The 26,407-nt window shown below is 58.2% G+C and carries 26 protein-coding genes; 11 read left to right on the top strand and 15 right to left on the bottom strand.

Annotation, left to right across the window (positions count from 1 at the left end; genetic code table 11):
• Window positions 1-91: 91 nt before the first annotated feature.
• On the bottom strand, window positions 92-238 hold the full coding sequence (locus HMPREF3096_RS30700; protein WP_012542702.1) for a hypothetical protein: 147 nt from the start codon (window positions 236-238) through the stop codon (window positions 92-94).
• 55 nt (window positions 239-293) lie between these two features.
• Between HMPREF3096_RS30700 and HMPREF3096_RS00345 the strand changes: the two genes are divergently transcribed.
• The 5 genes from HMPREF3096_RS00345 (at window position 294) to fba (ending at window position 4,360) form a co-directional block, all read left to right on the top strand.
• Entirely contained in the window at window positions 294-737 is a 444-nt protein-coding gene (locus HMPREF3096_RS00345; RefSeq protein ID WP_012542703.1) for a PTS sugar transporter subunit IIA, read from the top strand.
• A gap of 5 nt (window positions 738-742) precedes the next feature.
• Window positions 743-1,030 carry a PTS sugar transporter subunit IIB gene (locus HMPREF3096_RS00340; RefSeq protein WP_012968839.1) on the top strand — a complete coding sequence of 96 codons (288 nt, stop codon included), beginning with the start codon at window positions 743-745 and terminating at the stop codon, window positions 1,028-1,030.
• Between the two features lie 20 nt (window positions 1,031-1,050).
• Window positions 1,051-2,442 (top strand): PTS ascorbate transporter subunit IIC, encoded by a 1,392-nt coding sequence (locus tag HMPREF3096_RS00335; protein ID WP_032729429.1) that lies wholly within the window; start codon window positions 1,051-1,053, stop codon window positions 2,440-2,442.
• 65 nt (window positions 2,443-2,507) lie between these two features.
• Complete coding sequence (locus tag HMPREF3096_RS00330) at window positions 2,508-3,470, top strand: carbohydrate kinase family protein (RefSeq protein ID WP_032729427.1); 963 nt, start codon at window positions 2,508-2,510, stop codon at window positions 3,468-3,470.
• A 35-nt stretch (window positions 3,471-3,505) separates the two neighbouring features.
• Complete coding sequence (gene fba / locus HMPREF3096_RS00325) at window positions 3,506-4,360, top strand: class II fructose-1,6-bisphosphate aldolase (protein ID WP_162822760.1); 855 nt, start codon at window positions 3,506-3,508, stop codon at window positions 4,358-4,360.
• A gap of 59 nt (window positions 4,361-4,419) precedes the next feature.
• Here the strand turns inward: fba and HMPREF3096_RS00320 are convergent, their stop codons facing one another.
• The 3 genes from HMPREF3096_RS00320 to HMPREF3096_RS00310 form a co-directional block, all read right to left on the bottom strand.
• On the bottom strand, window positions 4,420-6,288 hold the full coding sequence (locus HMPREF3096_RS00320) for an amidohydrolase (protein ID WP_070544216.1): 1,869 nt from the start codon (window positions 6,286-6,288) through the stop codon (window positions 4,420-4,422).
• 24 nt (window positions 6,289-6,312) lie between these two features.
• Complete coding sequence (locus tag HMPREF3096_RS00315; RefSeq protein ID WP_008805362.1) at window positions 6,313-6,858, bottom strand: antibiotic biosynthesis monooxygenase; 546 nt, start codon at window positions 6,856-6,858, stop codon at window positions 6,313-6,315.
• A 185-nt stretch (window positions 6,859-7,043) separates the two neighbouring features.
• Window positions 7,044-7,685, bottom strand: a complete 642-nt coding sequence (locus HMPREF3096_RS00310) for a hydrolase (RefSeq protein WP_002890357.1) — start codon at window positions 7,683-7,685, stop codon at window positions 7,044-7,046.
• A 268-nt stretch (window positions 7,686-7,953) separates the two neighbouring features.
• On the opposite strand from HMPREF3096_RS00310, the gene HMPREF3096_RS00305 reads away from it, so the two are divergent.
• The gene (locus HMPREF3096_RS00305; RefSeq protein ID WP_012968843.1) at window positions 7,954-8,856 is read left to right on the top strand and encodes a LysR substrate-binding domain-containing protein; all 903 of its coding nucleotides are present in this window, start codon (window positions 7,954-7,956) and stop codon (window positions 8,854-8,856) included.
• On the opposite strand, the gene malZ is transcribed toward HMPREF3096_RS00305, so the two are convergent.
• The 3 genes from malZ to brnQ form a co-directional block, all read right to left on the bottom strand.
• A complete protein-coding gene (gene malZ, locus HMPREF3096_RS00300; protein WP_008805359.1) occupies window positions 8,853-10,670 on the bottom strand; it encodes a maltodextrin glucosidase in 1,818 nt (605 codons plus the stop codon). The genes HMPREF3096_RS00305 and malZ overlap by 4 nt on opposite strands.
• 150 nt (window positions 10,671-10,820) lie before the next feature.
• On the bottom strand, window positions 10,821-12,194 hold the full coding sequence (gene proY / locus HMPREF3096_RS00295; protein WP_008805358.1) for a proline-specific permease ProY: 1,374 nt from the start codon (window positions 12,192-12,194) through the stop codon (window positions 10,821-10,823).
• A gap of 86 nt (window positions 12,195-12,280) precedes the next feature.
• Entirely contained in the window at window positions 12,281-13,600 is a 1,320-nt protein-coding gene (gene brnQ, locus HMPREF3096_RS00290; protein ID WP_008805357.1) for a branched-chain amino acid transporter carrier protein BrnQ, read from the bottom strand.
• Between brnQ and HMPREF3096_RS30695 the strand changes: the two genes are divergently transcribed.
• Entirely contained in the window at window positions 13,592-13,933 is a 342-nt protein-coding gene (locus HMPREF3096_RS30695) for a hypothetical protein (protein ID WP_153242733.1), read from the top strand. The two genes, brnQ and HMPREF3096_RS30695, sit on opposite strands and share 9 nt — an antisense overlap.
• An 80-nt stretch (window positions 13,934-14,013) precedes the next feature.
• Here HMPREF3096_RS30695 and phoR read toward each other — a convergent pair whose 3' ends face one another.
• On the bottom strand, window positions 14,014-15,309 hold the full coding sequence (phoR, locus tag HMPREF3096_RS00285) for a phosphate regulon sensor histidine kinase PhoR (RefSeq protein WP_012968845.1): 1,296 nt from the start codon (window positions 15,307-15,309) through the stop codon (window positions 14,014-14,016).
• 21 nt (window positions 15,310-15,330) lie between these two features.
• The gene (phoB, locus tag HMPREF3096_RS00280) at window positions 15,331-16,020 is read right to left on the bottom strand and encodes a phosphate response regulator transcription factor PhoB (protein WP_002890343.1); all 690 of its coding nucleotides are present in this window, start codon (window positions 16,018-16,020) and stop codon (window positions 15,331-15,333) included.
• Between the two features lie 182 nt (window positions 16,021-16,202).
• Between phoB and sbcD the strand changes: the two genes are divergently transcribed.
• The gene (gene sbcD, locus HMPREF3096_RS00275; protein ID WP_032729425.1) at window positions 16,203-17,408 is read left to right on the top strand and encodes an exonuclease subunit SbcD; all 1,206 of its coding nucleotides are present in this window, start codon (window positions 16,203-16,205) and stop codon (window positions 17,406-17,408) included.
• Window positions 17,405-20,542 (top strand): exonuclease subunit SbcC, encoded by a 3,138-nt coding sequence (sbcC, locus tag HMPREF3096_RS00270; protein WP_032729423.1) that lies wholly within the window; start codon window positions 17,405-17,407, stop codon window positions 20,540-20,542. Before sbcD ends, sbcC begins: the two co-directional genes overlap by 4 nt.
• Window positions 20,543-20,748: 206 nt before the next feature.
• Here sbcC and mak read toward each other — a convergent pair whose 3' ends face one another.
• Window positions 20,749-21,663 carry a fructokinase gene (gene mak / locus HMPREF3096_RS00265; protein ID WP_022065176.1) on the bottom strand — a complete coding sequence of 305 codons (915 nt, stop codon included), beginning with the start codon at window positions 21,661-21,663 and terminating at the stop codon, window positions 20,749-20,751.
• Between the two features lie 91 nt (window positions 21,664-21,754).
• Here mak and rdgC point away from each other — a divergent pair, with 91 nt between their 5' ends.
• Window positions 21,755-22,666, top strand: coding sequence for a recombination-associated protein RdgC (rdgC, locus tag HMPREF3096_RS00260; RefSeq protein ID WP_002890285.1), 912 nt, complete (start codon window positions 21,755-21,757; stop codon window positions 22,664-22,666).
• A 71-nt stretch (window positions 22,667-22,737) separates the two neighbouring features.
• Here the strand turns inward: rdgC and ppnP are convergent, their stop codons facing one another.
• The 4 genes from ppnP to aroL form a co-directional block, all read right to left on the bottom strand.
• Window positions 22,738-23,022 (bottom strand): pyrimidine/purine nucleoside phosphorylase, encoded by a 285-nt coding sequence (ppnP, locus tag HMPREF3096_RS00255; protein ID WP_002890284.1) that lies wholly within the window; start codon window positions 23,020-23,022, stop codon window positions 22,738-22,740.
• Between the two features lie 77 nt (window positions 23,023-23,099).
• The gene (locus HMPREF3096_RS00250; RefSeq protein WP_008805351.1) at window positions 23,100-23,780 is read right to left on the bottom strand and encodes an AroM family protein; all 681 of its coding nucleotides are present in this window, start codon (window positions 23,778-23,780) and stop codon (window positions 23,100-23,102) included.
• A gap of 249 nt (window positions 23,781-24,029) precedes the next feature.
• Complete coding sequence (locus HMPREF3096_RS00245) at window positions 24,030-24,221, bottom strand: YaiA family protein (protein ID WP_008805350.1); 192 nt, start codon at window positions 24,219-24,221, stop codon at window positions 24,030-24,032.
• Window positions 24,222-24,292: 71 nt separating this feature from the next.
• On the bottom strand, window positions 24,293-24,826 hold the full coding sequence (gene aroL / locus HMPREF3096_RS00240; protein WP_008805349.1) for a shikimate kinase AroL: 534 nt from the start codon (window positions 24,824-24,826) through the stop codon (window positions 24,293-24,295).
• Between the two features lie 326 nt (window positions 24,827-25,152).
• On the opposite strand from aroL, the gene HMPREF3096_RS00235 reads away from it, so the two are divergent.
• On the top strand, window positions 25,153-25,851 hold the full coding sequence (locus HMPREF3096_RS00235) for a DUF2076 domain-containing protein (RefSeq protein ID WP_032729422.1): 699 nt from the start codon (window positions 25,153-25,155) through the stop codon (window positions 25,849-25,851).
• Here the strand turns inward: HMPREF3096_RS00235 and HMPREF3096_RS00230 are convergent.
• Window positions 25,848-26,306 carry a YaiI/YqxD family protein gene (locus tag HMPREF3096_RS00230; protein WP_008805347.1) on the bottom strand — a complete coding sequence of 153 codons (459 nt, stop codon included), beginning with the start codon at window positions 26,304-26,306 and terminating at the stop codon, window positions 25,848-25,850. The two genes, HMPREF3096_RS00235 and HMPREF3096_RS00230, sit on opposite strands and share 4 nt — an antisense overlap.
• Window positions 26,307-26,407: the final 101 nt, after the last annotated feature.

Here is a 26,407-nt window from a genome sequence, read left to right as displayed (position 1 = left end):
TGTCAAAATTTAAGAAAATGACCCGCCGATATTTGTGACCAGAGATACACTTCTGCCGAAAAAATTCGCCCTACCTCTCACTTTTTCTCTGTCAAATTTCAGCGTCAAAATACAAAGCCTTCATAACCCACTGAAAAATACATAAATTATTTATATCGTTTTCTGCCGGTACTTTGCCGTCGATGTGATCCCCATCAATATTTAAAACCCCGGATGTGATCTCATCCATCATTTTCATCAATGTATTTAGTCATGATTTTACTCAGGAACAGGAATACGTTCAGGAGCTGAGGATGGAAATTATTTTTGACCCGTCGTTAATCGCCCTTAAGCAGAATATTTCCCGTGCGGAAGAGGCCATCGAACTGGCGGGTTCATTACTCGCCAGGCGTCAGATTTGCAGCGCCGAATATGTCAACGAGATGCTGACGGTATATGAAGATTTCGGCGCCGCTATCGTCATAGACGACGGGATTGCCATGCCGCACGCCCGGCCGGAAAAAGGGGCATTGCAAACCGGATTTTCGCTTGTCACCACCGCCACGCCAATCTCCTTCGGCCACGATGAGTTCGATCCGGTTACCGTGATCATCGCTATCGCCGGCGCGGACGCTGACAGTCATATCAAAATGATCCAACTGATAGCCTCGCTGATCGAGTCAGATATTGTGACCTTCCTTCAGCAGGAAAATGACGTGAATTCAGTCTTACATTTCATCCAAAAACAAATGGAGTAGTCATTATGTTAGTTATCAGAACAGTTTGTGGTAACGGTATTGGCAGTTCATTGATGGCTGCGAATAATGTCAAAAAGATCTGTGAAGAATTAGGTATCAAAGCGGACGTCGCCTCGGTCGATTTTGCTAACGCCGTCGGCGAAAAAGCCGACCTTTACGTCACGATCAAAGAACTGGCAAATCAATTTCCAGCCCACTGTCATGTCGCCATCATTCGCAGCTATGTCCATAAAGCGAAAATCGCCGAGGATATTACCGACGCGCTGACCAAAATTGCGGCGAATCACTCTTAATTAACATAGAGGGAACGACCATGCAGGCTATTCTTAGTTTCTTAGCGGAAATATTCAGTCAACCTGCTTTTTTAATGGGGCTGATTGCTTTTGTCGGTTTAGTGGCGCTGCGCTCCCCCGGTAACAAACTCCTTACCGGCACATTAAAACCGATTCTAGGCTATTTAATGTTGAGCGCTGGCGCAGGCGTTATCGTTGCCAATCTCAACCCGCTGGGCGGTATTATCGAGGCCGGGTTTAATATCCGCGGCGTTATTCCAAACAATGAAGCCATTGTCTCCGTCGCCCAGAAGATGCTGGGCGTGGAAACCATGAGTATTTTGCTGTTAGGCTTTATTTTCAACCTGATTATCGCCCGCTGTACCAAGTATAAATATATCTTTCTGACCGGCCATCACTCGTTCTTCCTCGCCTGCCTGTTTTCCGCTGTCCTGCAGGCGGCGGAGTTCCATGGCTGGATGTTGATCCTGATCGGCGGATTCCTGCTGGGGTCATGGTCGGCCATCTCCCCCGCGATTGGTCAGCGTTACACCAGGCAGGTCACGGAAGACGGTGGGATCGCCATGGGTCATTTCGGCTCCCTCGGCTACTACCTCTCGGCATGGATCGCCAGCCGGACCGGCAATCCGGCAAATTCCTTCGCGGATACCGAAATTTCAGAAAAGTGGGGCTTTCTGCGCGATACCACCGTCACCACCGGTATCGTGATGTTTGTTATCTACTTTGTCTGCAGCGCTGTCGCCGGGTCGGCATACCTGAGCACCATCACCGACCAAAACATGCTGATCTTCTCGGTGCTGACCGGCCTGCAGTTCGCCGTTGGCGTGGCCATTGTGTACAACGGTGTGCGGCTGATCCTCGGCGATCTGGTGCCGGCATTCCAGGGCATCAGCCAGAAGCTGATCCCGGACTCCATCCCGGCCGTTGACTGCGCGGTATTCTTCACCTTTAGCCCCACCGCCGTGGTGGTGGGATTCATCAGCTCCTTCGTGGGCGGGCTGGTCGGGATGCTCTTGCTCGGCGGGCTGGGCATGGCGCTGATTATTCCCGGCATGGTGCCGCACTTCTTCTGCGGCGGCACGTCCGGCGTCTTCGCCGACAAGCTGGGCGGCAAGCGCGGATGTATCATCGCCTCCTTTATCGGGGGGATCTTCCTCGCCTTCCTGCCGGCGATGCTGCTGCCGGCGCTCGGCAACCTCGGGTTTGAAAACAGCACCTTCGCCGATTTCGACTTCGCGGTATGGGGCATCATTATCGGTAACGCCTTCAGCCAGTTTGGCCAGGTCACTATCTACCTGATTTGTCTGGTGCTGCTCGTCGCGCTGCTGGCGCCTTTCTGTTTCCGTCACGTACGGGTGGTTGGCGATACGCTCAGCTATGAGGAGCTCACGGCGAAGCAGAAAAATGAATAAGCGACGTCATTTTTCCCGGCGGGGAGGTCACGCTTCCCGCCGCTGACCAATAATCAGGAGTGGTTATGGCTATTTTGTCCATTGGATTTGCTTGTTTCGATCAGTTTTTCTTTCTCAATGAATGGCCTCAGGAGAATACCAAAAACTTTTGTCATGATTTTATAGAAAGCGGCGGCGGCCCAGCGGCCAATGCGGCATGGCTGCTGGGATTATGGGGTGAGGAAGTCTATTACATTGGTCATCTGCATCAGGACCTTTACGGTCAGCGCATTATCGATGAGTTTGCCGAAGCGGGCGTGGATACCAGCCAGGTGGTTTTTTCCGATGACATGATCACTCCGCTGGCCTCGGTGCTGGTCAATCGCTTAACGGGTTCGCGGACGATTATTACCCGCAAGATGCAAACGCCACCTTCCCTGACCTACGATCAAAAGCTCAAACTGGACGACCTCGCCGAGCGGCTGATTGCCAGCGAGGAGCCGGTCACCATTTTAATTGACGGCCATGAGGCAGAAATCAGTGAATATTTAATCAAGAAACTGCCTCACGCCAAAGTCGTGATGGACGGCGGGTCACTGCGTGCCAGCAATATTAAACTGGCGGCCTGGACGGACTATTTTGTCGTAAGCGAACATTTTGCCCGCGATTATATGAGCTATCGTTCACTGAACACCGAAGCAGACATTAAAGCGGCCCTGATTGAGCTGAATAAAATTTGCCGCGGTGAGGCGTTTATTACCCTTGGCGAAAAAGGCTGCGCCTTCTTAAAGAGCGGTATGTTGCAGATCGTCCCGTCCTGGCTGTGCAATGCCGTTGATACCACCGGCGCCGGGGATGTTTTTCACGGCGCCTTTACCTATGGCGTCCATTATTCGTGGCATATTGATAATATTATTTTATTTGCCAGCCTGACTGCCGCTATTTCTATTGAGAAAAAAGGGGTACGGGAATCGATGCCGGATCTGGCGGTCGTCCATCACTCGTTAAATAGCTACGAGAGAAACTTAAAGCAATATTTTGAAGAATAACTGCGTTTAATACATATCAAGAGGTGACTATGTTAGTGTCGATGAAGGACATGCTTCAGCATGCCCTAAAGAACGGTTACGCCGTCGGTCAGTTCAACATTAATAATCTGGAATGGGTCGGCGCTGTATTAAGCACTGCCCAGCAGTGCCGCTCACCGGTTATTCTGGGCGTGTCCGGCGGCACGGTTAAGCATATGCTCGGGTTAAAATGTATTCATGATATTGTGGTTAATGCCATAGATTATTTACATATTGATATTCCGGTGGCTCTGCATCTGGATCACGGCACTACCCAGGAGGCCTGCGAAGCCGCGATCGCTGCCGGCTTCAGTTCCATTATGTTTGATGGTTCACATCTGCCGTTCAGCGAAAACCTGACCATCACCCGCCACCTGGTGGCGCTGGCGCACAGCAAGGGCATCTCCGTGGAAGCCGAACTGGGGACCATCGCCGGCAGTGAAGATGGTATCGTTAACTCCGAGGTCATTTACGCCGATCCTGAAGAGTGCTACACCCTGGTGACAGAAACGCAGGTGGATTGCCTCGCTGCCGCGCTGGGTTCCACCCATGGTCTGTATAAAGGTAAAGCCCGGCTGGGATTTACTGAGATGAAAGCCATTGCCGAGCGCGTGAAGGTCCCGCTGGTGCTGCATGGCGGCACCGGTATTGCCGATGAGGATATGCGCCGGGCGATTGCCTGCGGCACCGCCAAGATTAACGTCAATACCGAAAACATGTACGCCTGGTGCCAGCAGGTGAAAGCGATCTTTGCCGCCGATACCGGGCACGATGTGAACGATCCGCGGAAAGTCATCACCCAGGGACTGCAGCCGGTACGTGAGATGATTGCCCGCCGCATGGCGCTTTTTGGCTCACAGCAGCGCTATTGACGCCGGGCCTGCGGCTGAAACCTCCGCCCCGAAGCTGCCGGGGCGGAGGCGTCAAGGTATCAGAAGGCAAAGCAGGAGCAGCCCAGCACGCCCCAGAAAGCTTGCTCATCGGAGACCGGAATCGACGACCTGCGCGCAATATCATGTTGGTGGCCGTGAACGCCGCAGCTGCCGCAGCACTGGTGCATCTGCACCATGGCGCCGATTTTAGCCGCCGCCGGCGGAGCGGAACGGTAATGGCCCGGGACCTTCACCACCGGTGACCACTCCGGTAGCACCGGAATGGGCGGCGGCGCCAGCGGCGAAAAGTGACCGGCAGCGTACACCACTTTGCCATCAACCACCGTTAACACGGACTCAATGCCTTTGATCTCCTCCTCCGCGACGCCGAAGTAGTCTTTCGACAGCACCACCAGATCGGCAAGCTGACCGGCGGCCAGACGGCCTTTCTTGCCCTGCTCGCTGGAGAACCAGGCGCTGCCCGCCGTCCACAGCTCCAGCGCGACATCGCGCGGCAGGCGGTTGTCGTCGTCATACATCGCCATCCCGCCAACGGTGCGCCCGGAGACCAGCCAGTACAGCGCAGTCCACGGGTTATAGCTGGCGACGCGGGTGGCATCGGTACCCAGCCCCACCGGCACGTCCAGTTCCAGCATTTTCGCTACCGGCGGGGTATGTTTCACCGCCTCTTTACCGTAGCGATCGACAAAATATTCGCCCTGGAAGGCCATCCGATGCTGCACCGCAATACCGCCCCCCAGCGCCTTCACCCGCTCAATGTTACGCTCGGTAATGGTCTCGGCATGATCGAAGAACCAGTGCAGGCCATTAAACGGGATATCGCGGTTCACCTTCTCAAACACGTCCAGCATTCGGCTGATAGACTCGTCGTAGGTGGCATGCAGGCGGAACGGCCAGCGATGCTCCACCAGATGGCGCACCACCCGCTCCAGCTCATCCTCCATGCCTTGCGGCAGATCCGGCCGCGGCTGCAGGAAATCTTCAAAATCCGCCGCCGAGAACACCAGCATCTCGCCGGCGCCGTTGGCGCGATAGAAGTCGGTCCCCTGCCCCGGCTTCAGCATATCGGTCCAGCGTTCGAAATCCTCCAGCTCCTGCTTCGGCCGCTGGGTAAACAGGTTGTAGGCGATGCGCACAGTCATCTGATCTTTCGCGTGCAGCTGTTCGATAATTTCGTAATCTTCCGGATAGTTCTGGAAGCCGCCCCCGACGTCGATGGCGCTGGTCAGCCCCAGTCGGTTCAGCTCGCGCATAAACTGGCGGGTAGAGTTCACCTGCAGATCCAGCGGCAGCTTCGGCCCTTTGGCCAGCGTGGCGTAAAGGATCATGGCGTTCGGTTTGGCGATCAGCATCCCGGTCGGGTTGCCGCGGCTATCGCGGACGATCTCTCCGCCCACCGGATCCGGCGTCTCTTTGGTATACCCCACGGCTTTCAGCGCCGCGCGGTTCAGCAGCGCGCGATCGTAGAGATGCAGCACAAACACCGGCGTATCGGGCGCCGCGTCGTTCAGCTCTTCCAGGGTCGGCATCCGCCGCTCAGCGAACTGAAATTCGCTCCAGCCGCCGACCACCCGCACCCACTGCGGAGAGGGTGTGCGATCCGCCTGATCCTTAAGCATTCGCAGGGCATCGGCCAGCGAGGGAACGCCCTCCCAGCGGAGCTCAAGGTTGTAGTTCAACCCGCCGCGGATCAGGTGCAGGTGAGAATCGTTGAGGCCCGGGATCACCGTATGCCCTTTGAGATCGACGATTTGCGTCCCCTCGGCGGCAAAGCTCATGATCCGATCGTGGCTTCCGGTAGCAACAATTTTTCCGTCGGCGATGGCCACGGCTTCCGCCAGGGGATTCGCGCGATCGAGGGTATGAATCTGACCGTGGGTCAGAATCAGTGTGGCAGTTTGCGACATAACGCACTCCTTGAGGAGGCTGACTCAGTTTTTCTTTAACCAGCCAGCAAACAGGCGGGTCACGATGGGCATCCAGAACCAGACCACCAGCGCAACCACGCAGGCATCATTGATCAGGTGCAGCAGCAGGCTCCCTTTGAGCGACGGCAACAGCATACCGGTGACCGCAGGCACCAGGTTGGTGCTGGGAAAAATCACCAGCAGGGTGATCAGAAACTGTTTCCAGCGCCGCGGCTGGCGCACGTTCGCCGTCGGCGGGGTAAACCAGAAGGCCGGCTCGGTCCGCACCTCCGTCCGATCGCCTTCCGTCAGCAGCGGCGCAATCTCTGCCACCAGCTGCCGACGGGTTTCCGACTGCGTCCAGGCGTAGAGGTGCTCCAGGGTATCGAAGCGGATTATGACGCTCCACAGATTCTGCCCCGCGGCGGGCCGGATCACATTCGCGCCGAGATGGCCGGGAAACTCGGCCGCAATGGGCATAATTTTACCGAGCCACTCCTCGTAGCGCTGGCCGTGTTGCGGATCGAGCAGATGGCTGATGACCAGGGTCACCGATTTTTGCTGCGCCATAGAGAGTTCCTTGCTTCAGGGGAATGGCGGGATTGTTCCCGCCATTAGCCACAGATGACCATACACAACATCATTCATGCTACGTCGAGGCGGCAAGCCGGCACGTCCCCCTGAGCGGAGATAAGTCAGCGACCGGGGACGGGTAAACGCAGCCGAAGATCAGGCAGCCTGAAGGATGAAGTGATTTACGCTTTACGCTCCGGCGCGCCATGCACCATGGTATAAGCGTAATCCACGCCCATCCCGTAGGCGCCGCTGTGTTCGCGTACGAGGTCCATCACCGCATCGTAGGTCGCTTTGCGCGACCAGTCGCGCTGGTACTCCAGCAGCACCTGTTGCCAGGTCACCGGCACCGCCCCCGCCTGCACCATCCGATCAATAGACCGCTCATGGGCGTCGACAGAGGTGCCGCCGGAGGTATCCGTCACCACATAGACCTCGTAGCCCGCCTCCAGCGCCATCAACGCCGGGAAGGTCAGGCAGACTTCGGTCCACAGGGCGGAAATCACCAGCTTTTTACGGCCGGTCGCTTTCACCGCCGCCACAAACGCGTCGTCTTCCCAGGAGTTCATTGAGGTACGTTCAATCGGCTTGACGTCAGGATGCACGGCCAATAATTCCGGCCAGATATAACCGCTGAAGCTTTTGGTCTCTACGGAGGTATAAATCACCGGCACATTAAAAATTTTGCCCGCTTTCGCCAGCGCCACGGTGTTATTTTTCAGGGTCTGGCGATCGATATTCGCCACGCCAAATGACATCTGCGGCTGGTGGTCAATAAAGATAAGTGCGGAATTAGTGGGATCGAGCAGTTCACGAATAGACATTAAATACCTTCTTAATCAATTAGTTAAAAAGATGACATGATGGTTAATGCGTCGTGTGGATCCTGACTGATAAAGCATGGTGAGTATAGCCAGTTATTTCTAACAAGTTATTAAAGTTTTTTTGTGGTTTATTTTTTTGCCCGTAGCAAGGATTTGCTCGCATCCGCATTAATCAAATTTTTACGCCAAACTGTTCTGATTTATTCACTGGCATTGATTATTGTGCTTAGGTACAACAAGGGAAAATAAATTAATGGATAGCTCCCCCATGCGTGTGAATTTTGATGTACTTATGATCCTTGATGCCCTGGACAGACACGGGTCCTTCGCCACCGCCGCGGAGTCGCTGTATAAAACCCCCGCCGCCCTGAGCTATATGATCCAGAAGCTGGAGAGCGATCTGGATATTGTGCTGTTGGATCGCTCTGGCCACCGGGCGAAGTTTACCGATACCGGCCGGCTGATGCTGGAGAAGGGACGGCAGCTGTTGAGCGCCGCCAGAGATCTGGAAAAGCAGGCGCAGCAGCTGAGCGCGGGCTGGGAGCGAGAGCTGGCGATCGCTCTCGATGCTTCGTTTCCCTTTTCTGCCCTGCTGCCGCTGATCGCCGAGTTTTATGCGCAAAATCCGCAGACGCGCCTGAACTTCAGTCATCACACCCTCGCCGGTTCGTGGGAAGAGCTGACCCACCATGGCGCGGATATTATCCTCGGCGCCATCAATGAGCCCCCGACCTCTGCAGAGTGGTCATGGCAAACCCTCGGCGCACTGGATAATATTTTCGTGGTTGCCCCCGCCCACCCGCTGGCTCAGGCGAAGGAGCCACTGACCAATAAACAGCTCAGCCAACATCGGGCCATCGTGATCCGCGACAGCGCCCGTTATTGCCATCCGCTAAACAGCAATCTCCTCGACGAGCAGCCGCAAATCGGCGTCGATGATTTCGCCAGTAAAGTCGAACTGCTGTGCGCCGGGTTGGGCTGCGGCTTTCTGCCGCGCCATATCGCTCGCCCATGGCTGGAAAAAGGCAGTCTGGTGGAGAAAAGCGTCGCCTGCTGGCGGGAAAAAGATATCACCTACATGGCCTGGCGCAGCGGGAATGACGGGCTGGCTCAGCGCTGGTGGCGGGAGGCGCTCCTCCGCGGCGACCTGCTGAGCCAGCTCTACCGTTAACGGCCGGACCAGACGCTGGCGGAGATGGCCGGGAGGGTCAGCACCCCGTCCTGAAAGGCGCCGGCGCCTTCCAGCAGCGTCCACCCGGCCACGTTCAGCAGCGGCGAATCCTCGATAACCACCTCGCAAGCTTCCCCGCGGTTAATCGCCACCAGCACGCGCTGCTGTTTGTAGACCCGGACAAACACCACCACGTTATCCTCGGCGTAAATCACCTGACAGCCGCCGTAGCGCAGCGCCTGCTGGGCCTTACGCAGTTTCGCCATCCGCTGATACAGCGCCAGCAACTGGGTATCCTGCAGCGCCGGATCCCACGGGAACGGTTTGCGGCAGAACGGATCGTTGTTGCCATCCACGCCCACCTCGTCGCCGTAGTAGATGCACGGTACGCCCGGCCAGCTAAACAGCCACACCACCGCCAGCGGCAGGCGCGCTACGTCTTTACCAAGGAGAGATTTAAAGCGCGCCGTATCATGGCTGTCGAGCTGGTTGAACATCCTCAGCTGCTGCTGATGCGACAGCCCGGCGCGATAATTATCCATCCACGCCATGCAGGTCTGGGCGTCTATCTTCTGCGGATCGTAAGAGATATCGGTATTGGCGAGGAATCCCCAGATCGGGAAGGTAAAGCCGCGATAGTTCATCGCCGCATCTTCGGCATCCGCCTGCAGCCATTGTCGCGCATCGCCAAAATGTTCGCCAAAGACAAAGGCTTCCGGCTGCGTTTGTTTTGCCGCCTGAGTGATGCCGGCGATATGCTGCAGGTTATTCCGCGCCCCGCCGCCTTCGCCCAGCATATGCACCACATCCAGACGCCAGCCGTCCATGCTCCACGGCGCTTTCAGCCAGTGGCGTACGATACTGTCCTCGCCGGCATAGATCTCGTTGACCAGGCTGGTCGAGCGATAGTCGAGCTTCGGCAGACTGGCATAGCCCAGCCAGTTGTGCGCCTGCCCCTCCTCTGAGAAGGTAAACCAGTCGCGCCACGGAGAATCCGGGTAATGGCCGGCGCCGCCGCTGCCCTGCTGGTGTCGGTCGAACCAGGGATGGGAATCGCCGGTATGGTTGAACACCCCGTCGAGGATCATACGCATCCCCGCCCGCTGCGTATTATGGCGCAGCCGGAGCAGCGCCGCGTCGCCGCCAAACTGCGGATCGACGCGCCGATAATCCTCGGTATCGTATTTATGCACGCTGGGGGCGGCGAAAACCGGGTTCAGATAGAGGGCGGTGACGCCGAGTTGCTTCAGGTAGGGAAGTTTTTCGCTGATGCCGTCGAGATCGCCGCCGTAGAACGTCGACCCGCCCGCCTCACCGGTTAGCGGTTCGTCCCATGCCTTGCGCACAATCTCCCGTCCCGCCGCGTGATGGTAATAGACCGCATCCTGGTCGGCGTCACGCGCGGCGCTGCGGGCAAAGCGATCGGGGAAAATCTGATAGAACACCTGATCGGCCACCCACTGCGGGCCGGCGTCCGGCAGGTCAATGGCAAACTGTTCCAGCCTGGCCGGCGGGAAACGGGTGAAACCTTGTGGCGTAAACCAGCGCTGATGGTCGGCCCACAGCAGCTTAAAGCTGTAGCGGCGGCGCGGCTGGCCGCTGGCGAGAGAGATTTCACCGCGCCATGCCACCACGCCTGGCTGCGGCGCCTGACGGAGCCGCTGCATCGGCAGCGACAGCTCTTCGTTATCCTCTTCCGCGCGCAGCGTGATCCGCTGCGGCAGCGACTCACCGCTTAACCACAGGGTAATAAACAGTCGGTCCTGTTGCACCTTGATAAAGGGTGCAACCGGAAGGTGCCATGCCTTCAACATCGTGAATCCTCATTGTGCAGAATGGGCACACCTTGCCATAGCCGTCAGGCGCAGAACTCATCATCACAGGATTTTTTGGGGGAGGATAACGGGGGAGGACGCGGGACTGCAAGCCGCCCCGGTCGCGTGATGCTGACCGGGGCGGTGCATTTACTGTGCCTGCGCCAGGCGGCGATCGCGACGGGTCTTAAAGACCCAGCCCAGCAGCAGCAGGCCGATCCACGCCATACCGACATACAGCGAGATACGGGTATCCGGATGATAGCCGATCAGGGCGATAATAAAGGCCAGGAACACCAGGCCGACTACCGTGGTCACCACTCCGCCGGGCACTTTGAATTTCAGCGCCTTGACCTCTTCGGGCGACAGACGGCGGCGGAAGGCAATCTGTGACAACAGGATCATAATCCACACCCACACCGTGGCGAAGGTGGCCAGGGAGGCGATCACCAGGAAGACGTTTTCCGGCATGATGTAATTGAGATACACCGCAAACAATAGCGCAATAGTCATCACCATCACCGTCACCCACGGAATACCGCGGCGCGACGTTTTAGCGAACACCTTCGGCGCGCTGCCCTGCTCAGCCATACCGTGCAGCATACGGCCCACGCCGAACACGTCGGAGTTAATCGCCGACAGGGAGGCTGTCAGGACCACGAAGTTAAGAATACTGGCCGCGAAGGTAATGCCCAGATGCTGGAAGGTCAGGACAAAGGGGCTGCCGTCGGTTCCCACCTGATTCCACGGATAGATGGACATAATGACGAACAGTGTGCCGACGTAGAACACCAGAATACGCATCGGCACCGAGTTGATCGCGCGCGGAATGGATTTCTCCGGGTCTTTCGCCTCACCGGCGGTAATACCGATGATTTCGATGCCGCCGTAGGCGAACATCACCATCTGCAGCGACATCACCATCCCCAGCCAACCGTTGCTGAAGAAGCCGCCGTTGCTCCACAGGTTATGAATGCCGGTCGGCTGGCCGCCGTTGCCGATCCCCCAGATAATAATGCCGAACCCGGCAAGGATCATGATGATAATGGTGGCCACTTTGAAGAACGAGAACCAGAACTCCAGCTCACCAAACACCTTGACGCTCATCAGGTTGACGGCGCAGATGATCAGTACCACGCTGAGCACCCAGATCCAGTGCGGCACCGTCGGGAACCAGACGCCCATGTAGATACCGAAGGCGGTGACGTCGGCGATGGCGACGATCAGGATTTCGAAGCAGTAGGTCCAGCCGGTGATATAGCCCGCCAGTCCGCCGAGGTTTTCCTGGGCATAGCGGGAAAATGAGCTGGCGGCAGGGTTATGCACCGACATCTCACCGAGCGCCCGCATAATGATATATGCCGCGACGCCACCGATAATGTAGGCCAACAGCACGCTGGGTCCGGCCATTTTAATGGCGTCGGCTGAGCCGTAAAAAAGCCCGGTGCCGATGGCGGAACCCAGGGCCATAAAGCGGATATGCCGGGTGCTTAGCCCGCGCTTAAGCTTGTTACTACTTTCCATCGTGGTTTTTCAATGCCGTTTAACACAAAAAATAAAAAACCACGGAACCCGAAGTCCCGTGGTTAAACGCTTTTCCTTAACGCCTGTTAATGGGCGCTGGAAGTCACCTGACGTCCGGCTGCGCGATCCCAGATCACCGCGAGGAACACCATCACGGCGGTGGGCATCAGCCAGGCCAGGCCCTGCTCCGCCAGCGGCAGACGCGCGGTCCAGGCCGGCAGAATCGCGGCAAACGCCGATGACTTAATCCCGTCAATGATACCAAACATCAGACTGATAAACATGGCCGGCGCGATAACGCGGGACGAATTATGCCACCAACTGCGGGTAAAGCTTAATACAACCAGTGCGATACACGGCGGATAGATAGCGGTCAGCACCGGAATTGACACCTGAATCAGATGGCTCAGCCCCAGATTGGAGACCGCCATCGAGAACAGGCCAAGGATAAAGACCAGCGTGCGATAGGAGAACGGCAGATACTGGGCAAAGAACTCGGCGCAGGCGCAGGTCAGGCCCACCGCCGTCACCAGACAAGCGATGAAGATCAGCGCCGCCAGCAGGAAGCTGCCCGCCCCGCCGAAGGTGTGCTGCACGTAGGAGTGCAGAATGGCCGCGCCGTTGGCGGACTGGTCCACGAGAGTGGCGCTGTCAGAACCCAGACGGAACAACGCCAGGTACAGCAGCGTCAGGCCAACGCCTGCCATCAGGCCAGCCCAGACGGTGTAGCGGGTCAACAGACGCGCTTCGCTGACGCCGCGGGAGCGTGCCGCATTGACAATCACGATCCCGAACACCATCGCGCCGAGGGTATCCATGGTCAGGTAGCCGTTGACGAAGCCATTGGAGAATGGCGCCGTACGATACGCTTCCAGCGCGTCGCTGATCGGGCCCGCTGGCCAGATGATGGCCGCGACCGCCAGCACAATCAGGGCGATAATTTTCAGCGGCGCAAGGAAGTTGCCCACGGTGTCCAGCAGTTTGCCCGGATAGAGGGAGACCAGAATCACCAGCGCGAAATAGATAACGCTGTAGATCAGCAGCGGCAGCGGGCCGTCGCCGGTCAGCGGCGCAATACCGACCTCAAAGGAGACGGTCGCGGTGCGCGGGGTCGCGAACAGCGGTCCCACCGCGAGATAACACACCACCGCCAGCAGGATACCCGCCACTTTACCAATTGGGGTGCTCAGGCTTTCAACGCCGCCGCCGACTTTCGCCAGCGCCACCACCGTCAGCACCGGCAGACCCACCGCAGTGATCAGGAAGCCGATCGCCGCTGTCCAGACGTGCTCGCCCGCCTGTAAGCCAACCATCGGAGGGAAAATTATGTTGCCTGCGCCAACAAACAACGCGAAGGTCATAAAGCCCAACGCTATGATGTCGCGAGATTTTAACTGATGGGTCATAAATTCATTACTGCCTGTGGATGTGGTGTTGTAAAAAATGGAAAAATACCGCGCTCCCCTCTCAGGGACGATACAGCGGCCATTGCCGGTAAACTCAGCGAGATATGCTCCCGAAGCGGCGTGGGAAAGAATTGTTTTTGGTATTACCACGCAAAAGCAGTCTGTCATCGACTGCGCAGGCGCAATTTAAACGCTTATAACGTTTTAAAGCAAGGCACGATCGCAAAAGCAGATGATTATGCTGGTTATCAGTTCCACACCAGAATCATTTACCATATTGATGGAAAACCCGTGGCTTATCATGCGAACAAAAAAGCAGCACGCGTTCATTAAATAGGCGAGGAAAAAAGGGATGCCAACGAAAATGACCAGCCGGGGCTGGTCATTGGCAAGATAAGCTGACAGCACGCCGATCAGGCGTCGTTTCTGGCAATTAATCGTTCCGGGAGCAGGAAGCTAAAACGGGTTCCCTTGCCCACCGTGCTGTCGATCTCCAGCCGGCTGTCATGATGGTTGACCGCGTGTTTGACGATCGCCAGTCCCAGGCCGCTGCCCCCCGTTTGCCGGGAGCGAGCTTTATCCACCCGATAAAAACGCTCGGTCAAACGGGGAATATGCTCTGGCGCAATGCCTGGCCCATTATCCTCGACGCTGAACAGCGCCCCCTGCGGGGTCCGCTGCCAGCTGACGCGAATTTCGGTCCCCGGCGGGGTGTGGTTCACCGCGTTATAGACCAGATTGGAAATGGCGCTGCGCAGTTGCTCCTCATTACCCAGCACCTTGAGCTGCTCGTCAACGGTGAAGATCAGCGTCTGTTTCTCCTGGCTGAGAGTTTGCGCCTCGCGCTCCACCACCCGCAGCATCATCGGCACGTCGATGCGGTCATTCATCGCCAGCGCCGGCGCGGCTTCAATGCGCGACAGCGTCAGCAACTGCTTCACCAGCCCTTCCATACGCTGAGTTTGCTCTCGCATGGTGTGCAGGGCTTTTTCCCGCGTCGCCCCCTCCAGTACCTGCTCCTGCATCATCTCCAGATAGCCCTGCAGCACCGTCAGCGGGGTGCGCAGTTCATGGCTGACGTTGGCGAAAAAGTTCCGCCGCGCCCCTTCCAGCTGATGCATCTGCGTCACGTCGCGCGCCACCATCAGCCACTGCTTATCGGTGTAAGGCATCACGCGAATTTCCAGATGGCGAGCGTTATTCAGCACCAGGTTGAGTGGCTTAGAAAAATCACGCTGTTTCAGATAGTTGGCGAACTCGGGATAACGCAGGAGGTTGAGAATATTTTGGCCACTGTCGTCCGGCCAGCGCAGGTTTAAAATCTGCTGCGCCAGGCCATTACACCAGAAAATGGCCCCCTCTTCCGTGGTCAGTACAACCGCATCCGGCAGCGATTCCGCCCCGCTGCGAAAGCGTTTAATCAGGCTTCCCAGCTCGCGTCGACGCTTTTTATTACGCATCTGCATCTGATGCAGACCATACAGCAGCGGCTCCCAGCTGCCGCGTCCAGGCGGAGGAGTCATGCTCCGATCCACCCACAACCACCACGACAGGCGCATCAAATTCCAGAAATGCCAGATCAGCAAACCGGTCACTGCCGCCAGTAAAAACCACGGCAGATGACCCACAAACGCCCCCAGAATCAGGGCCGGAATACACGCTAAAAAGAGCTCCAGCGCCAGCCTTTTCCATGACAGCCGTTCCAGCACGGGTCACACTCCTGTCAAAATTCAGAAACGGGCGGAGAAACGATACCCCGTGCCGCGAACCGTTTGCACCATGCGATCATGGCCACTGTGTTCCAGCGCTTTGCGCAGGCGGCGAATATGGACGTCCACCGTGCGGTCTTCCACATAGACGTTGGTTCCCCAGACGTGGTTCAGCAACTGCTCGCGGCTGTACACTCGCTCAGGATGGGTCATAAAGAAGTGCAATAATTTAAATTCCGTCGGCCCCATGTCCAGCGGACTGTCGCCGGTCATCACCCGATGCGACGAAGGGTCGAGGCTCAGACCCTGCATTTCGATCACCTCTTCCACCGCCATCGGCGAAATACGGCGCATCACCGCTTTGATCCGCGCCACCAGCTCTTTCGGTGAGAAAGGCTTGGTAATATAGTCGTCCGCGCCGGTCTCCAGGCCGCGAACACGATCCTCTTCTTCTCCACGCGCGGTCAGCATCACAACCGGGATATCCCGCGTCATCGCCTCGCGCTTGAGCAACTTAATAAACTGCAGCCCCGAACCACCCGGCAGCATCCAGTCAAGGAGAATCAAATCAGGCCAGGGTTCATTGAGTTGATTCACCGCGCTGTCATAATCTTCCGCCTCGACGGGCTGAAAGCCATTTTGCTCCAGAACAAAGCAGACCATTTCGCGGATTGGAGCTTCATCTTCAACGACCAGAATTCTTCTCGCCATTATTTACCCTGTGTTTTTTAGCCATCAGTATAGAAGTGCGGCGTCATTATGCGTCACTTTTGTGACAGATTTATGAAAAAAATGACGGTCTGATGATCGGGTAATTTGAAGCATGACGCGGACTTACCCCGCGCCGACAAATGATATACTGCCGCCCATGCTTTTTTCGCTAGGGAAGATTTATGCGCCTCCTTCACACCTCCGACTGGCATTTGGGCCAGAATTTTTACAGCAAAAGCCGCGCGGCAGAACACGACGCTTTTCTTACCTGGCTGCTGGCCCGCGCGCAGGAGCATGAAGTCGACGCCATTATCGTGGCTGGCGATATTTTTGATACCGGCTCGCCGCCGAGCTATGCCCGCGAGCTGTATAACCGTTTTGTCGTCCAGTTGCAGCAGACCGGCTGTCGCCTGGTGGTGCTGGCGGGCAATCACGATTCAGTGGCGATGCTCAATGAGTCCCGCGATATTCTCGCCTTTTTGCACACCACCGTGGTGGCGAACGCCGGCTACGCGCCCATTGAGCTGCCGTTGCGCGACGGCACCCCTGGCGCCATCTTTTGCCCGGTGCCGTTTTTACGCCCCCGCGAGCTGGTTACCAGTCAGGCCGGCCACTCCGGTCGGGAAAAACAGCAACAGCTACTGCAGGCCATCAGCGACTATTATCAGGAGCAGTATCAGCAGGCCTGCGCGCTGCGCGGCGATCGGCCGCTGCCCATCATTGCCAGCGGCCACCTGACCACCGTCGGCGCCAGCAAAAGCGATGCCGTCCGCGACATTTACATCGGCACGCTGGATGCCTTTCCGGCGCAACACTTCCCGCCTGCCGACTACATTGCGCTGGGCCATATTCATCGGGCGCAGGTGGTCGGTGGCTGCGAGCACATCCGCTACAGCGGCTCGCCGCTGCCGCTGAGCTTCGATGAAACCGGCAAAGCCAAATCGGTGCACCTGGTGAGTTTTAACGACGGGTGCCTCAGCGCCGTGGAAACCCTGGAGGTGCCCGTGACCCAGCCGCTGGCAGTGATCAAAGGCGATCTGGCCGCCATCACCGCCCAGCTGGAGCAGTGGCGCGGCGTCGAGCAGGACCCGCCGGTGTGGCTGGATATCGAAATCACCACCGAGGACTACCTGCACGATATTCAGCGTCATATTCAGGCGCTGACGGAGGATCTGCCGGTGGAAGTGTTGCTGGTACGCCGCAGCCGCGAGCAGCGCGAGAAAATATTGCTCAACGCCCAGCGGGAGACCCTCAGCGAACTGAAGGTGGAAGAGGTGTTCGAGCGCCGGCTGGCGCTGACCGAGATTGACGATGACAAGCGCGCCCGGCTGCACGAGCTGTTCACCCATACGCTGCATACGCTCACCGCGGAGGACGAAAACGCATGAAAATCCTCAGTCTGCGTCTGAAAAACCTCAACTCCCTGAAGGGTGAATGGAAGATAGACTTTACCGCCGAGCCGTTCGTCAGCAACGGCCTGTTCGCCATTACCGGCGCCACCGGCGCCGGCAAAACCACCCTGCTCGATGCCATTTGCCTGGCGCTTTATCACGAGACGCCGCGCCTGAATAAAGTTTCCCAGTCGCAAAATGACCTGATGACCCGCGATACCGCCGAATGTCTGGCGGAAGTCGAGTTTGAAGTCAAAGGCACCGCCTACCGCGCTTTCTGGAGCCAGAACCGGGCACGCAACCAACCGGATGGCAATCTGCAGGCGCCCCGCGTCGAGCTGGCACGCTGCGCCGACGGCAAAATCCTCGCCGATAAGGTCTCGGACAAACTGGAGCAAACCGCGACGCTCACCGGGCTCGACTATGGCCGTTTCACCCGCTCGATGCTGCTTTCCCAGGGACAATTTGCCGCCTTCCTGAACGCGAAGCCGAGCGATCGCGCGGAGCTGCTGGAGGAGCTGACCGGCACGGAAATCTACGGCCAGATTTCGGCCATGGTCTACGAACAGCACAAAGCTGCTCGCCACGCGCTGGAGAAGTTCGAAGCCCAGGCGGCGGGCATCGTTCTGCTGACGGAAGCGCAGCAGCAGGCGCTGCAGGAAAGTTTGCAGGTACTCACTGACGAAGAAAAAACCCTGCTAACGCAGCAGCAAAACCAGCAACAGCAGCTTCAGTGGCTGACGCGCTGCGACGAGCTGGCGCAGCAGCACCAGCAGGCGGTTAGCCGGCAGCAGCAGGCCCGCCAGGCGCTGACCGACGCCGCCCCGGCGCTGGCGAAGCTTGAGCTGGCCCAGCCGGCCGCCCAACTGCGCCCCCTGTGGGAGCGTCAGCAGGAACAGGTGGCAGGTCTGGCGCAAACCCGGCAACGGATCAACGAAGTAAATGCTCGCTTACTTGCCTGCACCGCGCAGCGCGCGCGCATCCGCCGCAGCGCCCTGCACGCTCAGCAGCAGCGTCAGGCTGAACTGACGGACCTGGCGCAGTGGCTGGCGGCCCATGACCGATTCCGCTTATGGGGACAGGAGATTGCCGGCTGGCGGGCGCAATTCTCGCAACTGACGCGCGATAAACAGCAGCTAACGGCTCAGACCACCCGCCTGGCCGCGCTGCGCCAGAAACTAAGCGCTCTGCCGGCCAGCTCCCTGTCATTGTCCGCAGAGGAAGTCGCGGCGGCGATGGCGCAGCAAACGCAATCGCGGCCGCTGCGCCAGCGGCTGCTCTCCCTGCATGAACAGCATCAGCAGTTGCACAAACGCCTGCGGCAGAGCGCCGAGAACATCCAGCAGGCGCAAACGGAGCAGGCAAAACTCAATGCCACCCTGACGCAACGTCGGGAGCAATATAAAGACAAAAACCAGCACTATCTCGACCTGAAGGCGCTCTGCCAGCGGGAAGAAACGATTAAAGATCTGGAAGGTTACCGCGCCCGGCTTGAGGCGGGGAAGCCCTGCCCGCTGTGCGGATCCTGTGAACATCCGGCGATTGAGCAATACGCCTCCCTAACGGTCACGGATAATCAGCGCCGCCGCGACGCGCTGGAAAAAGAGGTCGCCGCGCTGAAAGAAGAAGGTCTGCTGGTCCTCGGGCAGGTCAACGCCCTGACGCAGCAGCTCCAGCGTGAGACCGAAGCGGCCCGGCGGCTCACAGAGGAAGAGCAAGCGCTCACTAAAGCGTGGCAGGAAACCTGCGCCGCTCTGCAGGTCACGCGGGATATTGCGCAAGAGATAAACGACTGGATGCAGGAGCAGGAGCGCTACGAGCAGCAGCTCTATCAGCTCAGCCAGCGTCTGATGTTACAGAGCCAGCTCAACGACCAGCAAGCGCTGGAGCGCCAGGCTCACCAGCAGCTGGAGACCACGCGCCAGGGGCTGGAGAACGCCCTGCAGACGCTGTCGCTCAGCCTGCCGGAAGAAGGCGCAGAAGCCGCCTGGCTGCACGCTCGCGAAAGCGAATTTGCCCGGTGGCAGGCGCAACAGACGCGGCATGGCGTGCTCCAGGAGCAGATCGCCGCCCTGAAACCGCTGCTCGATACGCTGCCGCCCGGCGATGAGGATGACGCGGAGGCTGAGCCGGTGATCCCGGACAACTGGCGCGAAATCCACGAGGAATGCCTGTCGCTGCACAGCCAGCTTGTCGCCCAGCAGCAACTGGAGACCGAAGAAACGGCGCGCGTACATCAGTCACAGACGCAATTCACGACTGCCCTGGCCGCCAGCCGCTTCAACGATCGGGAGGCGTTCCTCGCCGCACTGCTGGATGACGAGACCGCCCAGCGGCTGACGCAGTTAAAACAGTCGCTTGAGCAGCAGCTTCAGCAAGCGACGGTGCTCTGCGAGCAGGCGACTCAGCAGCAACAGGCGCATCTGGCGCTGCGGCCGCAAGGATCAGACGCGGACGGCCCCACCCTGCAAACGCAGCTGCACGCCCTGGCCCAGCGGCTGCGGGACAACACGACCCGTCAGGGTGAGATCCGCCAGCAGCTCAGGCAGGATAATGAAAGCCGCCAGCAGCAGCAGGCGCTGGGGCAGCAGATTGCAGAGGCGGAGCAGCTGGCGGACGACTGGGGCTATCTGAATTCGCTGATCGGCTCCAGCACCGGCGACCGGTTCCGCAAATTCGCCCAGGGGCTGACGCTGGATAATCTGGTCTGGCTGGCAAACCAGCAGCTCAACCGCCTGCATGGCCGCTATCTGCTGCAACGCAAGGCCAGCGAGGCGCTGGAGCTGGAGGTGGTCGATACCTGGCAGGCCGACGCCGTGCGCGACACCCGCACTCTCTCCGGCGGCGAAAGTTTCCTCGTCAGCCTGGCGCTGGCCCTGGCGCTGTCAGACCTGGTGAGCCATAAGACACGGATTGACTCCCTGTTTCTCGATGAAGGCTTTGGCACCCTCGACAGCGAAACGCTGGATACGGCGCTGGACGCCCTGGATGCCCTTAACGCCAGCGGCAAAATTATCGGGGTGATCAGCCACGTGGAGGCAATGAAGGAACGTATTCCGGTGCAGATCAAAGTGAAGAAGATAAATGGCCTGGGCTACAGTCGGCTGGACAGAGTGTTTGCGGTGGAGTGAGGTCTGAATTATGGCGATGTCCCCTTACCCTAACCCTTTCCCGGAGGGAGAGGGAACCGTCCGGCGCCGGTCTGTAATTTCGCACGCTATTGCGATTCCCCTCTCCCTGCAGGATGAGGGGTTCCCGGCCACTGCCTCTACCACCCGCACCGTACCGCTTTTCTCCCTCTCCCTGCAGGGAGAGGGCCGGGGTGAGGGGGAGCGGTTCAGGTCCCCTGGAGCGGCCACAGCCAGGCCGCGCCGCGTACTCCGCTGGAGTCACCGTGCAACGCTTTGCGGATCGGCGTTTCACACTCGCCGCCGAAGACCCACTGCTTCACCAGGTCCGGTACCGTTTGATACAGACGCTCGACGTTGCTCATCCCGCCGCCCAGCACGATAACGTCCGGGTCGAGGATATTCACCACGTGGGCCAGCGATTTCGCCAGCCGCTGTTCATAGCGGCTCAGCGCCAGTTCGGCCTTTTCGTCACCTTCGCCCACCAGACGCATAATCTCGCTGCCAGTTAACCCCTTGCCGCTCAGCCGCTGGTAGTCGGTGGCAAAGCCGGTGCCGGAGATAAAGGTTTCGATACATCCCTGTTTACCGCAGTAGCAGGGCACTTCGGCGCGATAGCGCAGCTCATCGTCGTTCATCCACGGCAGCGGGTTATGCCCCCACTCGCCGGCGTTACCGTTGCCGCCGATATGCGCCCGCCCGTTGAGCGCCACCCCGGCGCCGCAGCCGGTGCCGATAATCACCGCAAACACCGTTTGCGCCCCCGCCGCCGCGCCGTCCATCGCCTCCGACACCGCCAGACAGTTGGCGTCGTTGGCCAGCCGGACTTCACGCTCAAGGCGCAGGCTGAGATCTTTATCAAAGGGCTGGCCGTTGAGCCAGGTCGAGTTGGCGTTTTTCACCACCCCGGTATAGGGCGAAATTGTGCCAGGAATGCCCATCCCCACGGTACCCTGCTGCCCGGTCGCCTGCTCGGCCATCGCCACCAGGGTGGCGATAGTCTCGATGGTTTGCCGGTAGTCCTCACGCGGCGTGGGTAACCGGTGGCGAAACAGCTGCTCTCCCTGGTCGCTCAGGGCTATCACTTCGGTTTTTGTTCCACCTAAATCAATACCAATACGCACGCTCAGCTCCTCACCCCGATTAACAATGCAAGCATAGCGACAATTCGCTATCATGCCCGCCTGATTTAACGACAAAGCCGTGGAAATTATCATGCTGTGGTTCAAAAATTTAATGGTTTACCGTCTCAGCCGCGATATCGAATTGCGCGCCGAGGAGATGGAAAAACAGCTGGCCGAGCTGACATTTACCCCGTGTGGCAGCCAGGATATGGCGAAAACCGGTTGGGTGTCGCCGATGGGATCGCACAGCGACGCGCTGACGCATACGGCAAACGGCCAGATCATTATCTGCGCGCGTAAAGAAGAAAAGATCCTGCCGTCGCCGGTGATCAAGCAGGCGCTGGAGGCGAAGATCCAGAAGCTGGAAGCCGATCAGGGCCGCAAGCTGAAGAAGACCGAGAAAGATTCCCTGAAAGATGAAGTGTTGCACTCGCTGCTACCGCGCGCCTTCAGCCGCTTCAGCCAGACGATGATGTGGATCGATACCGTTAACGGCCTGATCATGGTCGACTGCGCCAGCGCGAAGAAAGCGGAAGACACTCTGGCCCTGCTGCGTAAAACCCTCGGTTCGCTGCCGGTGGTGCCGCTGACCCTGGAGAATCCGATTGAGCTGACGCTGACCGAGTGGGTCCGCTCCGGCACCGTGGCGCAGGGCTTCCAGCTGCTGGATGAAGCCGAGCTGAAAGCGATGCTGGAAGATGGCGGCGTGATCCGCGCCAAGAAACAGGATCTGGTCAGCGACGAAATCGCCGTGCACATTGAGGCCGGGAAGGTCGTCACCAAGCTGGCGCTGGACTGGCAGCAGCGTATTCAGTTTGTGATCTGCGACGATGCGTCAATTAAGCGCCTCAAGTTCTGCGATGAATTACGTGACCAAAACGAAGATATCGATCGGGAGGATTTCGCCCAGCGCTTTGACGCCGACTTTATCTTAATGACCGGCGAGCTGGCTGCCCTGATCCAAAGCCTGGTAGAAGGGCTCGGCGGCGAAGCGCAGCGCTAAGCGCCGCTTTCCTTCCTGCCAGGCAGGAAGGAAAAAACAACCCGGCGGCAGGCGCCGGGTGTCACTCTGGCTTACAGATAGCGGCACAGATAAGAGGTTGGCTCAGCCACCTGCAGATGAAATTCGCTGTTGCCTGGCACATTGAAAACTTCGCCGGCGGCGTAAACTTTCCACTCAGTCTCACCCGGCAGCAGGACATTCAGCGCCCCGCTGACCACCGTCATCTCTTCCGGCTGCGCCGTACCAAAGGTGTATTCCCCTTCCGCCATCACGCCAACGCTGGCGCGACCGGTACTGCTGCTGGTGAAGCCAATGGATTTCACTTTTCCGTCAAAGTATTCATTGCTTTGAAGCATAAACAAGCCCTTCTGATCGTCGGTTAAAGGCTCAATATAGGGGGCGCTCCTTGCCCCTGTCACGTGAAATTAACACATTAGACCAATAGTTCTGCCGCCAGTCGGGAAACCAGCACATTCGACAGCAAAACCGGGACGTCCAGGGCTTTTTGTAACACATCGCGGTGATGCTGATAGTAACCGAGACAGTCGAGCACCAGCACGTCGGCGCCCTGCTCCAGCAGCGTTTTGCCGGCGCTTAATAACTCACTGTCGCTGCCGGTAAAAGGGTTGGCCAGCGCGTAGTACGGCGACTTTTCCAGCGAGAGCCACTTTTGCCGCTGCATAGGCATGATCTCTTCCACCGGCACGATCACCCCCACCTGATGCCCATCGACGATCGACGCCACCAGCGGCGGGATGATCCGCTGCGGCTCAAGAAGGATCGCATGGTGGGTGGTAAAACCGCTTAACTGTTCGGAGCTAAGCAACAGGATCACATCATAGTTCTGCCGATCCAGCATCGCGATCACGCTGCGGATATCGCGTTCAATTTTCTGCCGCGATACCATCACCAGCTGGTTATCATTGAGCAAGGTCAGCAGGCCCTGCTCGCCGTCACCCACCGCGTACTCTTTGGTTACCTCAGCATGTGTCATATCGCCCAGCAAACTAATGTGGGTGATCTGTTCTTCCCTGATATGTTCGGTCAGGAGCGGCAACACTCCCGCCAGCGGCACAACGCCGATGGTCAAAATTGCCATCGTTGCACTACTCATATCATGTACCTTTTCACTACCACTGCTTCAAGACAGACTTACCACACACGGCATCCGCCCCCCCGGTGAGTAAAAATCAACCGTCGAGAAGCGTAGCAGTTCCGCGCCGCGGTTGAATGTAAAGATTGCCGGGCGACAGCGGCGTGCCTGAAAAATCCGTGTGTTAGATATTCATTAGTACGACTGATAAATAAAAAATGTGAGATACGCCCGATATTGCCAGTATGGCCGGCAATCCGGGCTCAGGGGTTACGACTTATCAGGATCTTCATAGCGCCGCTTGGCATCCACGGCTTCCTGCTCGGTAGGATGTTCGCTGATCAGCGAATTGGGTTCAGGATAATCCGCGCGGAGTTGATACCAGGTGACGGTCTGACCCTGCGGGCCTTTCTCTACCGCAACCACGCGCGCTTCTCTCGGATATGGGGGCCTGTTTGGCATAGTTCTTCCTTCTTCTGGTATCAGAACTATCAAGTATAGGCGCCCCTCGCCGCCTTAATGTAAGTAAATTCTTAACTTACCGGGGTTGCCGTCGCGCCGCACAGCATGGTCATAATCTGCTCCACCACCCGATCCGGGGAGGCCGTGGCATCGACAATATGATGGGCGGCATCACGGTATAAGGCTTCGCGCTGCGCCAACACCTCGCCCACTTCCTCACGTACCGGCTTACCGGTAAGCGTCGGCCGCTGTTCGGCTTTTGGGTAGGCCTCCAGACGATCAATGAGCGCCGACACCGAGGCCTGCAGATAGATCACCACGCCGTTTTCCCGCATAAACTGGCGATTACCTTCCGCCAGCACAATACCGCCGCCGGTGGCGATCACCGTATTCGGCAGAGTCACGGCCTTCAGCGACAGGGTCTCCAGTTCGCGAAAACGCGCCCACCCTTCTGCCTGCACGATCTCTGCCACCGTCCGCTGCTCATGGGCCTGCAGCCGATGATCGGTATCGGAGAACTGAAAATGCCGCGCTCGCGCCAGCGCATGACCGACGGTGGTTTTACCGCAGCCTCGTGGCCCGATGAGAAAGATTGGCTGTGTCATGACCGAAGACCCCCTGGTTCCGCCTGTCGTAAAATATGAAAACGAAAGAACGTATTATCGCTGTTTGTTCCGTAACGTAGTAGTAAACAAAACGTTACACAACTTCTTTGCACCCCATCACCACAGTGACAAAAGGGGCTCTTGATGTAAACTTATCATTGCATTAAGTGTTTAACCAGCTTTACTTTCGGCTGGGCGTTATTTTTATCCAACGCTGGCGTAAACGGTAACACATTTATGCATAGCTTTACGAAGCAACATATTTACAACATCGTGTTTCAGACGCACCCTGATGCCTATTCGACAGTGTGACAGAGGAATGTAACATGCAATCTGAAGAACAACGCCTTATTGATGGACTGTTTTCCCGGCTAAAAGAGGCTGAGGCGCACAGTGCATCGCGCGATACCAGCGCCGAGGAGCGGATTGCCCAACATGTAAGCGCGCAGCCGGCGGCCCCCTACTATATGGCGCAAACCATTCTTATCCAGGAAGCCGCGATTAAACAGCTTAACGATCGCATCCAGGCGCTGGAGAGCCAGGTCAGCCAGCTGCAGGCGGCGAAGCCCAGCAGCGGCGGATTCCTCTCCGGCCTGTTTGGCGGTGGCGGCTCGTCACGCGGCTCTGACCCCATCCCGGGCGCGGAGCAATACGGTCGCCCGCAGGCCAGCGCCCAGCCGCAGTATGCCCCGCCGCAACAGCAACCGAACTATGCCCCGCAGGCAGCCGCACGCGGTGGCGGCTTTATGGCGGGCGCGCTCCAAACGGCCGCAGGCGTAGCGGGCGGCGTGGTGCTGGGCAATATGCTGACCAACATGTTCAGCGGCTCGCACCCGCAGGAGATCGTCAATATCATCGAAGAGCAGCCGCAGCCTGATGCCGCCGCCGCGCAGGACGCCACCGCGGGTGACGATCCGTTCCGCCAGGGAGACGATCAGTTCCTTGCCGACAACACCTGGAACGACGACTTCGACGCCGGCTTTGGCGACGATGATATTGGCAGCGACGACGATAGCTGGGTTTAACCCTGCTGACGTTTAACCGCCAGCAACCACTTCTCCAGCTCGGCAGCAAACTGTTGCCGGTCGCGCTGCGATAAACTATCCGGGCCGCCGGTCTGCACGCCGCTGGCCCGCAATGTCTCCATAAAATCCCGCATCGTCAGGCGCTCGCGGATCGTCGCCTCACTGTAGCGTTCCCCGCGCGGATTCAGCGCCGCCCCGCCCTTCGCCAGCACCTCTGCCGCCAGCGGGATGTCGGCGGTGATGACTAAATCTCCCGCCGCGCACTGGCGAACGATTTCGTTATCCGCCACGTCAAAACCTTGCTCAACCCGCAGAGTGCGGATGAAACGCGACGGCGGCACGCGCAGCGGCTGATTCGCCACCAGCGTCACCGGGGTCTGGGTACGCTCTGCCGCGCGGAACAAAATCTCTTTAATCACGTTCGGACACGCGTCCGCATCTACCCAAATAGCCATGCCAGCTCCTGTTACCTGCAATAAGTGACGCCAATGTTACCTGCTTTTCTCCCCCATGAAAGCGCAGGATGGTAAGCTAATCAGATCGTAACGAAAAAAGC

This window comes from Klebsiella sp. HMSC25G12 (assembly GCF_001807705.1).
Lineage (GTDB): Bacteria > Pseudomonadota > Gammaproteobacteria > Enterobacterales > Enterobacteriaceae > Klebsiella > Klebsiella variicola.
This window is presented reverse-complemented; position numbering and strand designations above follow the sequence as displayed.

Coding starts and splice junctions, on each gene's coding strand:
- HMPREF3096_RS00235 (WP_032729422.1), top strand. CDS start 25,153: ATGCAATCTGAAGAACAACGCCTTATTGATGGACTGTTTTCCCGGCTA.
- HMPREF3096_RS00340 (WP_012968839.1), top strand. CDS start 743: ATGTTAGTTATCAGAACAGTTTGTGGTAACGGTATTGGCAGTTCATTG.
- HMPREF3096_RS00230 (WP_008805347.1), bottom strand. CDS start 26,306: ATGGCTATTTGGGTAGATGCGGACGCGTGTCCGAACGTGATTAAAGAG.
- phoB (WP_002890343.1), bottom strand. CDS start 16,020: ATGGCGAGAAGAATTCTGGTCGTTGAAGATGAAGCTCCAATCCGCGAA.
- HMPREF3096_RS30695 (WP_153242733.1), top strand. CDS start 13,592: ATGGGTCATAAATTCATTACTGCCTGTGGATGTGGTGTTGTAAAAAAT.
- HMPREF3096_RS00305 (WP_012968843.1), top strand. CDS start 7,954: ATGCGTGTGAATTTTGATGTACTTATGATCCTTGATGCCCTGGACAGA.
- malZ (WP_008805359.1), bottom strand. CDS start 10,670: ATGTTGAAGGCATGGCACCTTCCGGTTGCACCCTTTATCAAGGTGCAA.
- HMPREF3096_RS00320 (WP_070544216.1), bottom strand. CDS start 6,288: ATGTCGCAAACTGCCACACTGATTCTGACCCACGGTCAGATTCATACC.
- brnQ (WP_008805357.1), bottom strand. CDS start 13,600: ATGACCCATCAGTTAAAATCTCGCGACATCATAGCGTTGGGCTTTATG.
- HMPREF3096_RS00315 (WP_008805362.1), bottom strand. CDS start 6,858: ATGGCGCAGCAAAAATCGGTGACCCTGGTCATCAGCCATCTGCTCGAT.
- HMPREF3096_RS00310 (WP_002890357.1), bottom strand. CDS start 7,685: ATGTCTATTCGTGAACTGCTCGATCCCACTAATTCCGCACTTATCTTT.
- HMPREF3096_RS00245 (WP_008805350.1), bottom strand. CDS start 24,221: ATGCCAAACAGGCCCCCATATCCGAGAGAAGCGCGCGTGGTTGCGGTA.
- ppnP (WP_002890284.1), bottom strand. CDS start 23,022: ATGCTTCAAAGCAATGAATACTTTGACGGAAAAGTGAAATCCATTGGC.
- aroL (WP_008805349.1), bottom strand. CDS start 24,826: ATGACACAGCCAATCTTTCTCATCGGGCCACGAGGCTGCGGTAAAACC.
- HMPREF3096_RS30700 (WP_012542702.1), bottom strand. CDS start 238: ATGAAAATGATGGATGAGATCACATCCGGGGTTTTAAATATTGATGGG.
- sbcD (WP_032729425.1), top strand. CDS start 16,203: ATGCGCCTCCTTCACACCTCCGACTGGCATTTGGGCCAGAATTTTTAC.
- proY (WP_008805358.1), bottom strand. CDS start 12,194: ATGGAAAGTAGTAACAAGCTTAAGCGCGGGCTAAGCACCCGGCATATC.
- HMPREF3096_RS00335 (WP_032729429.1), top strand. CDS start 1,051: ATGCAGGCTATTCTTAGTTTCTTAGCGGAAATATTCAGTCAACCTGCT.
- HMPREF3096_RS00345 (WP_012542703.1), top strand. CDS start 294: ATGGAAATTATTTTTGACCCGTCGTTAATCGCCCTTAAGCAGAATATT.
- HMPREF3096_RS00250 (WP_008805351.1), bottom strand. CDS start 23,780: ATGAGTAGTGCAACGATGGCAATTTTGACCATCGGCGTTGTGCCGCTG.
- HMPREF3096_RS00330 (WP_032729427.1), top strand. CDS start 2,508: ATGGCTATTTTGTCCATTGGATTTGCTTGTTTCGATCAGTTTTTCTTT.
- sbcC (WP_032729423.1), top strand. CDS start 17,405: ATGAAAATCCTCAGTCTGCGTCTGAAAAACCTCAACTCCCTGAAGGGT.
- rdgC (WP_002890285.1), top strand. CDS start 21,755: ATGCTGTGGTTCAAAAATTTAATGGTTTACCGTCTCAGCCGCGATATC.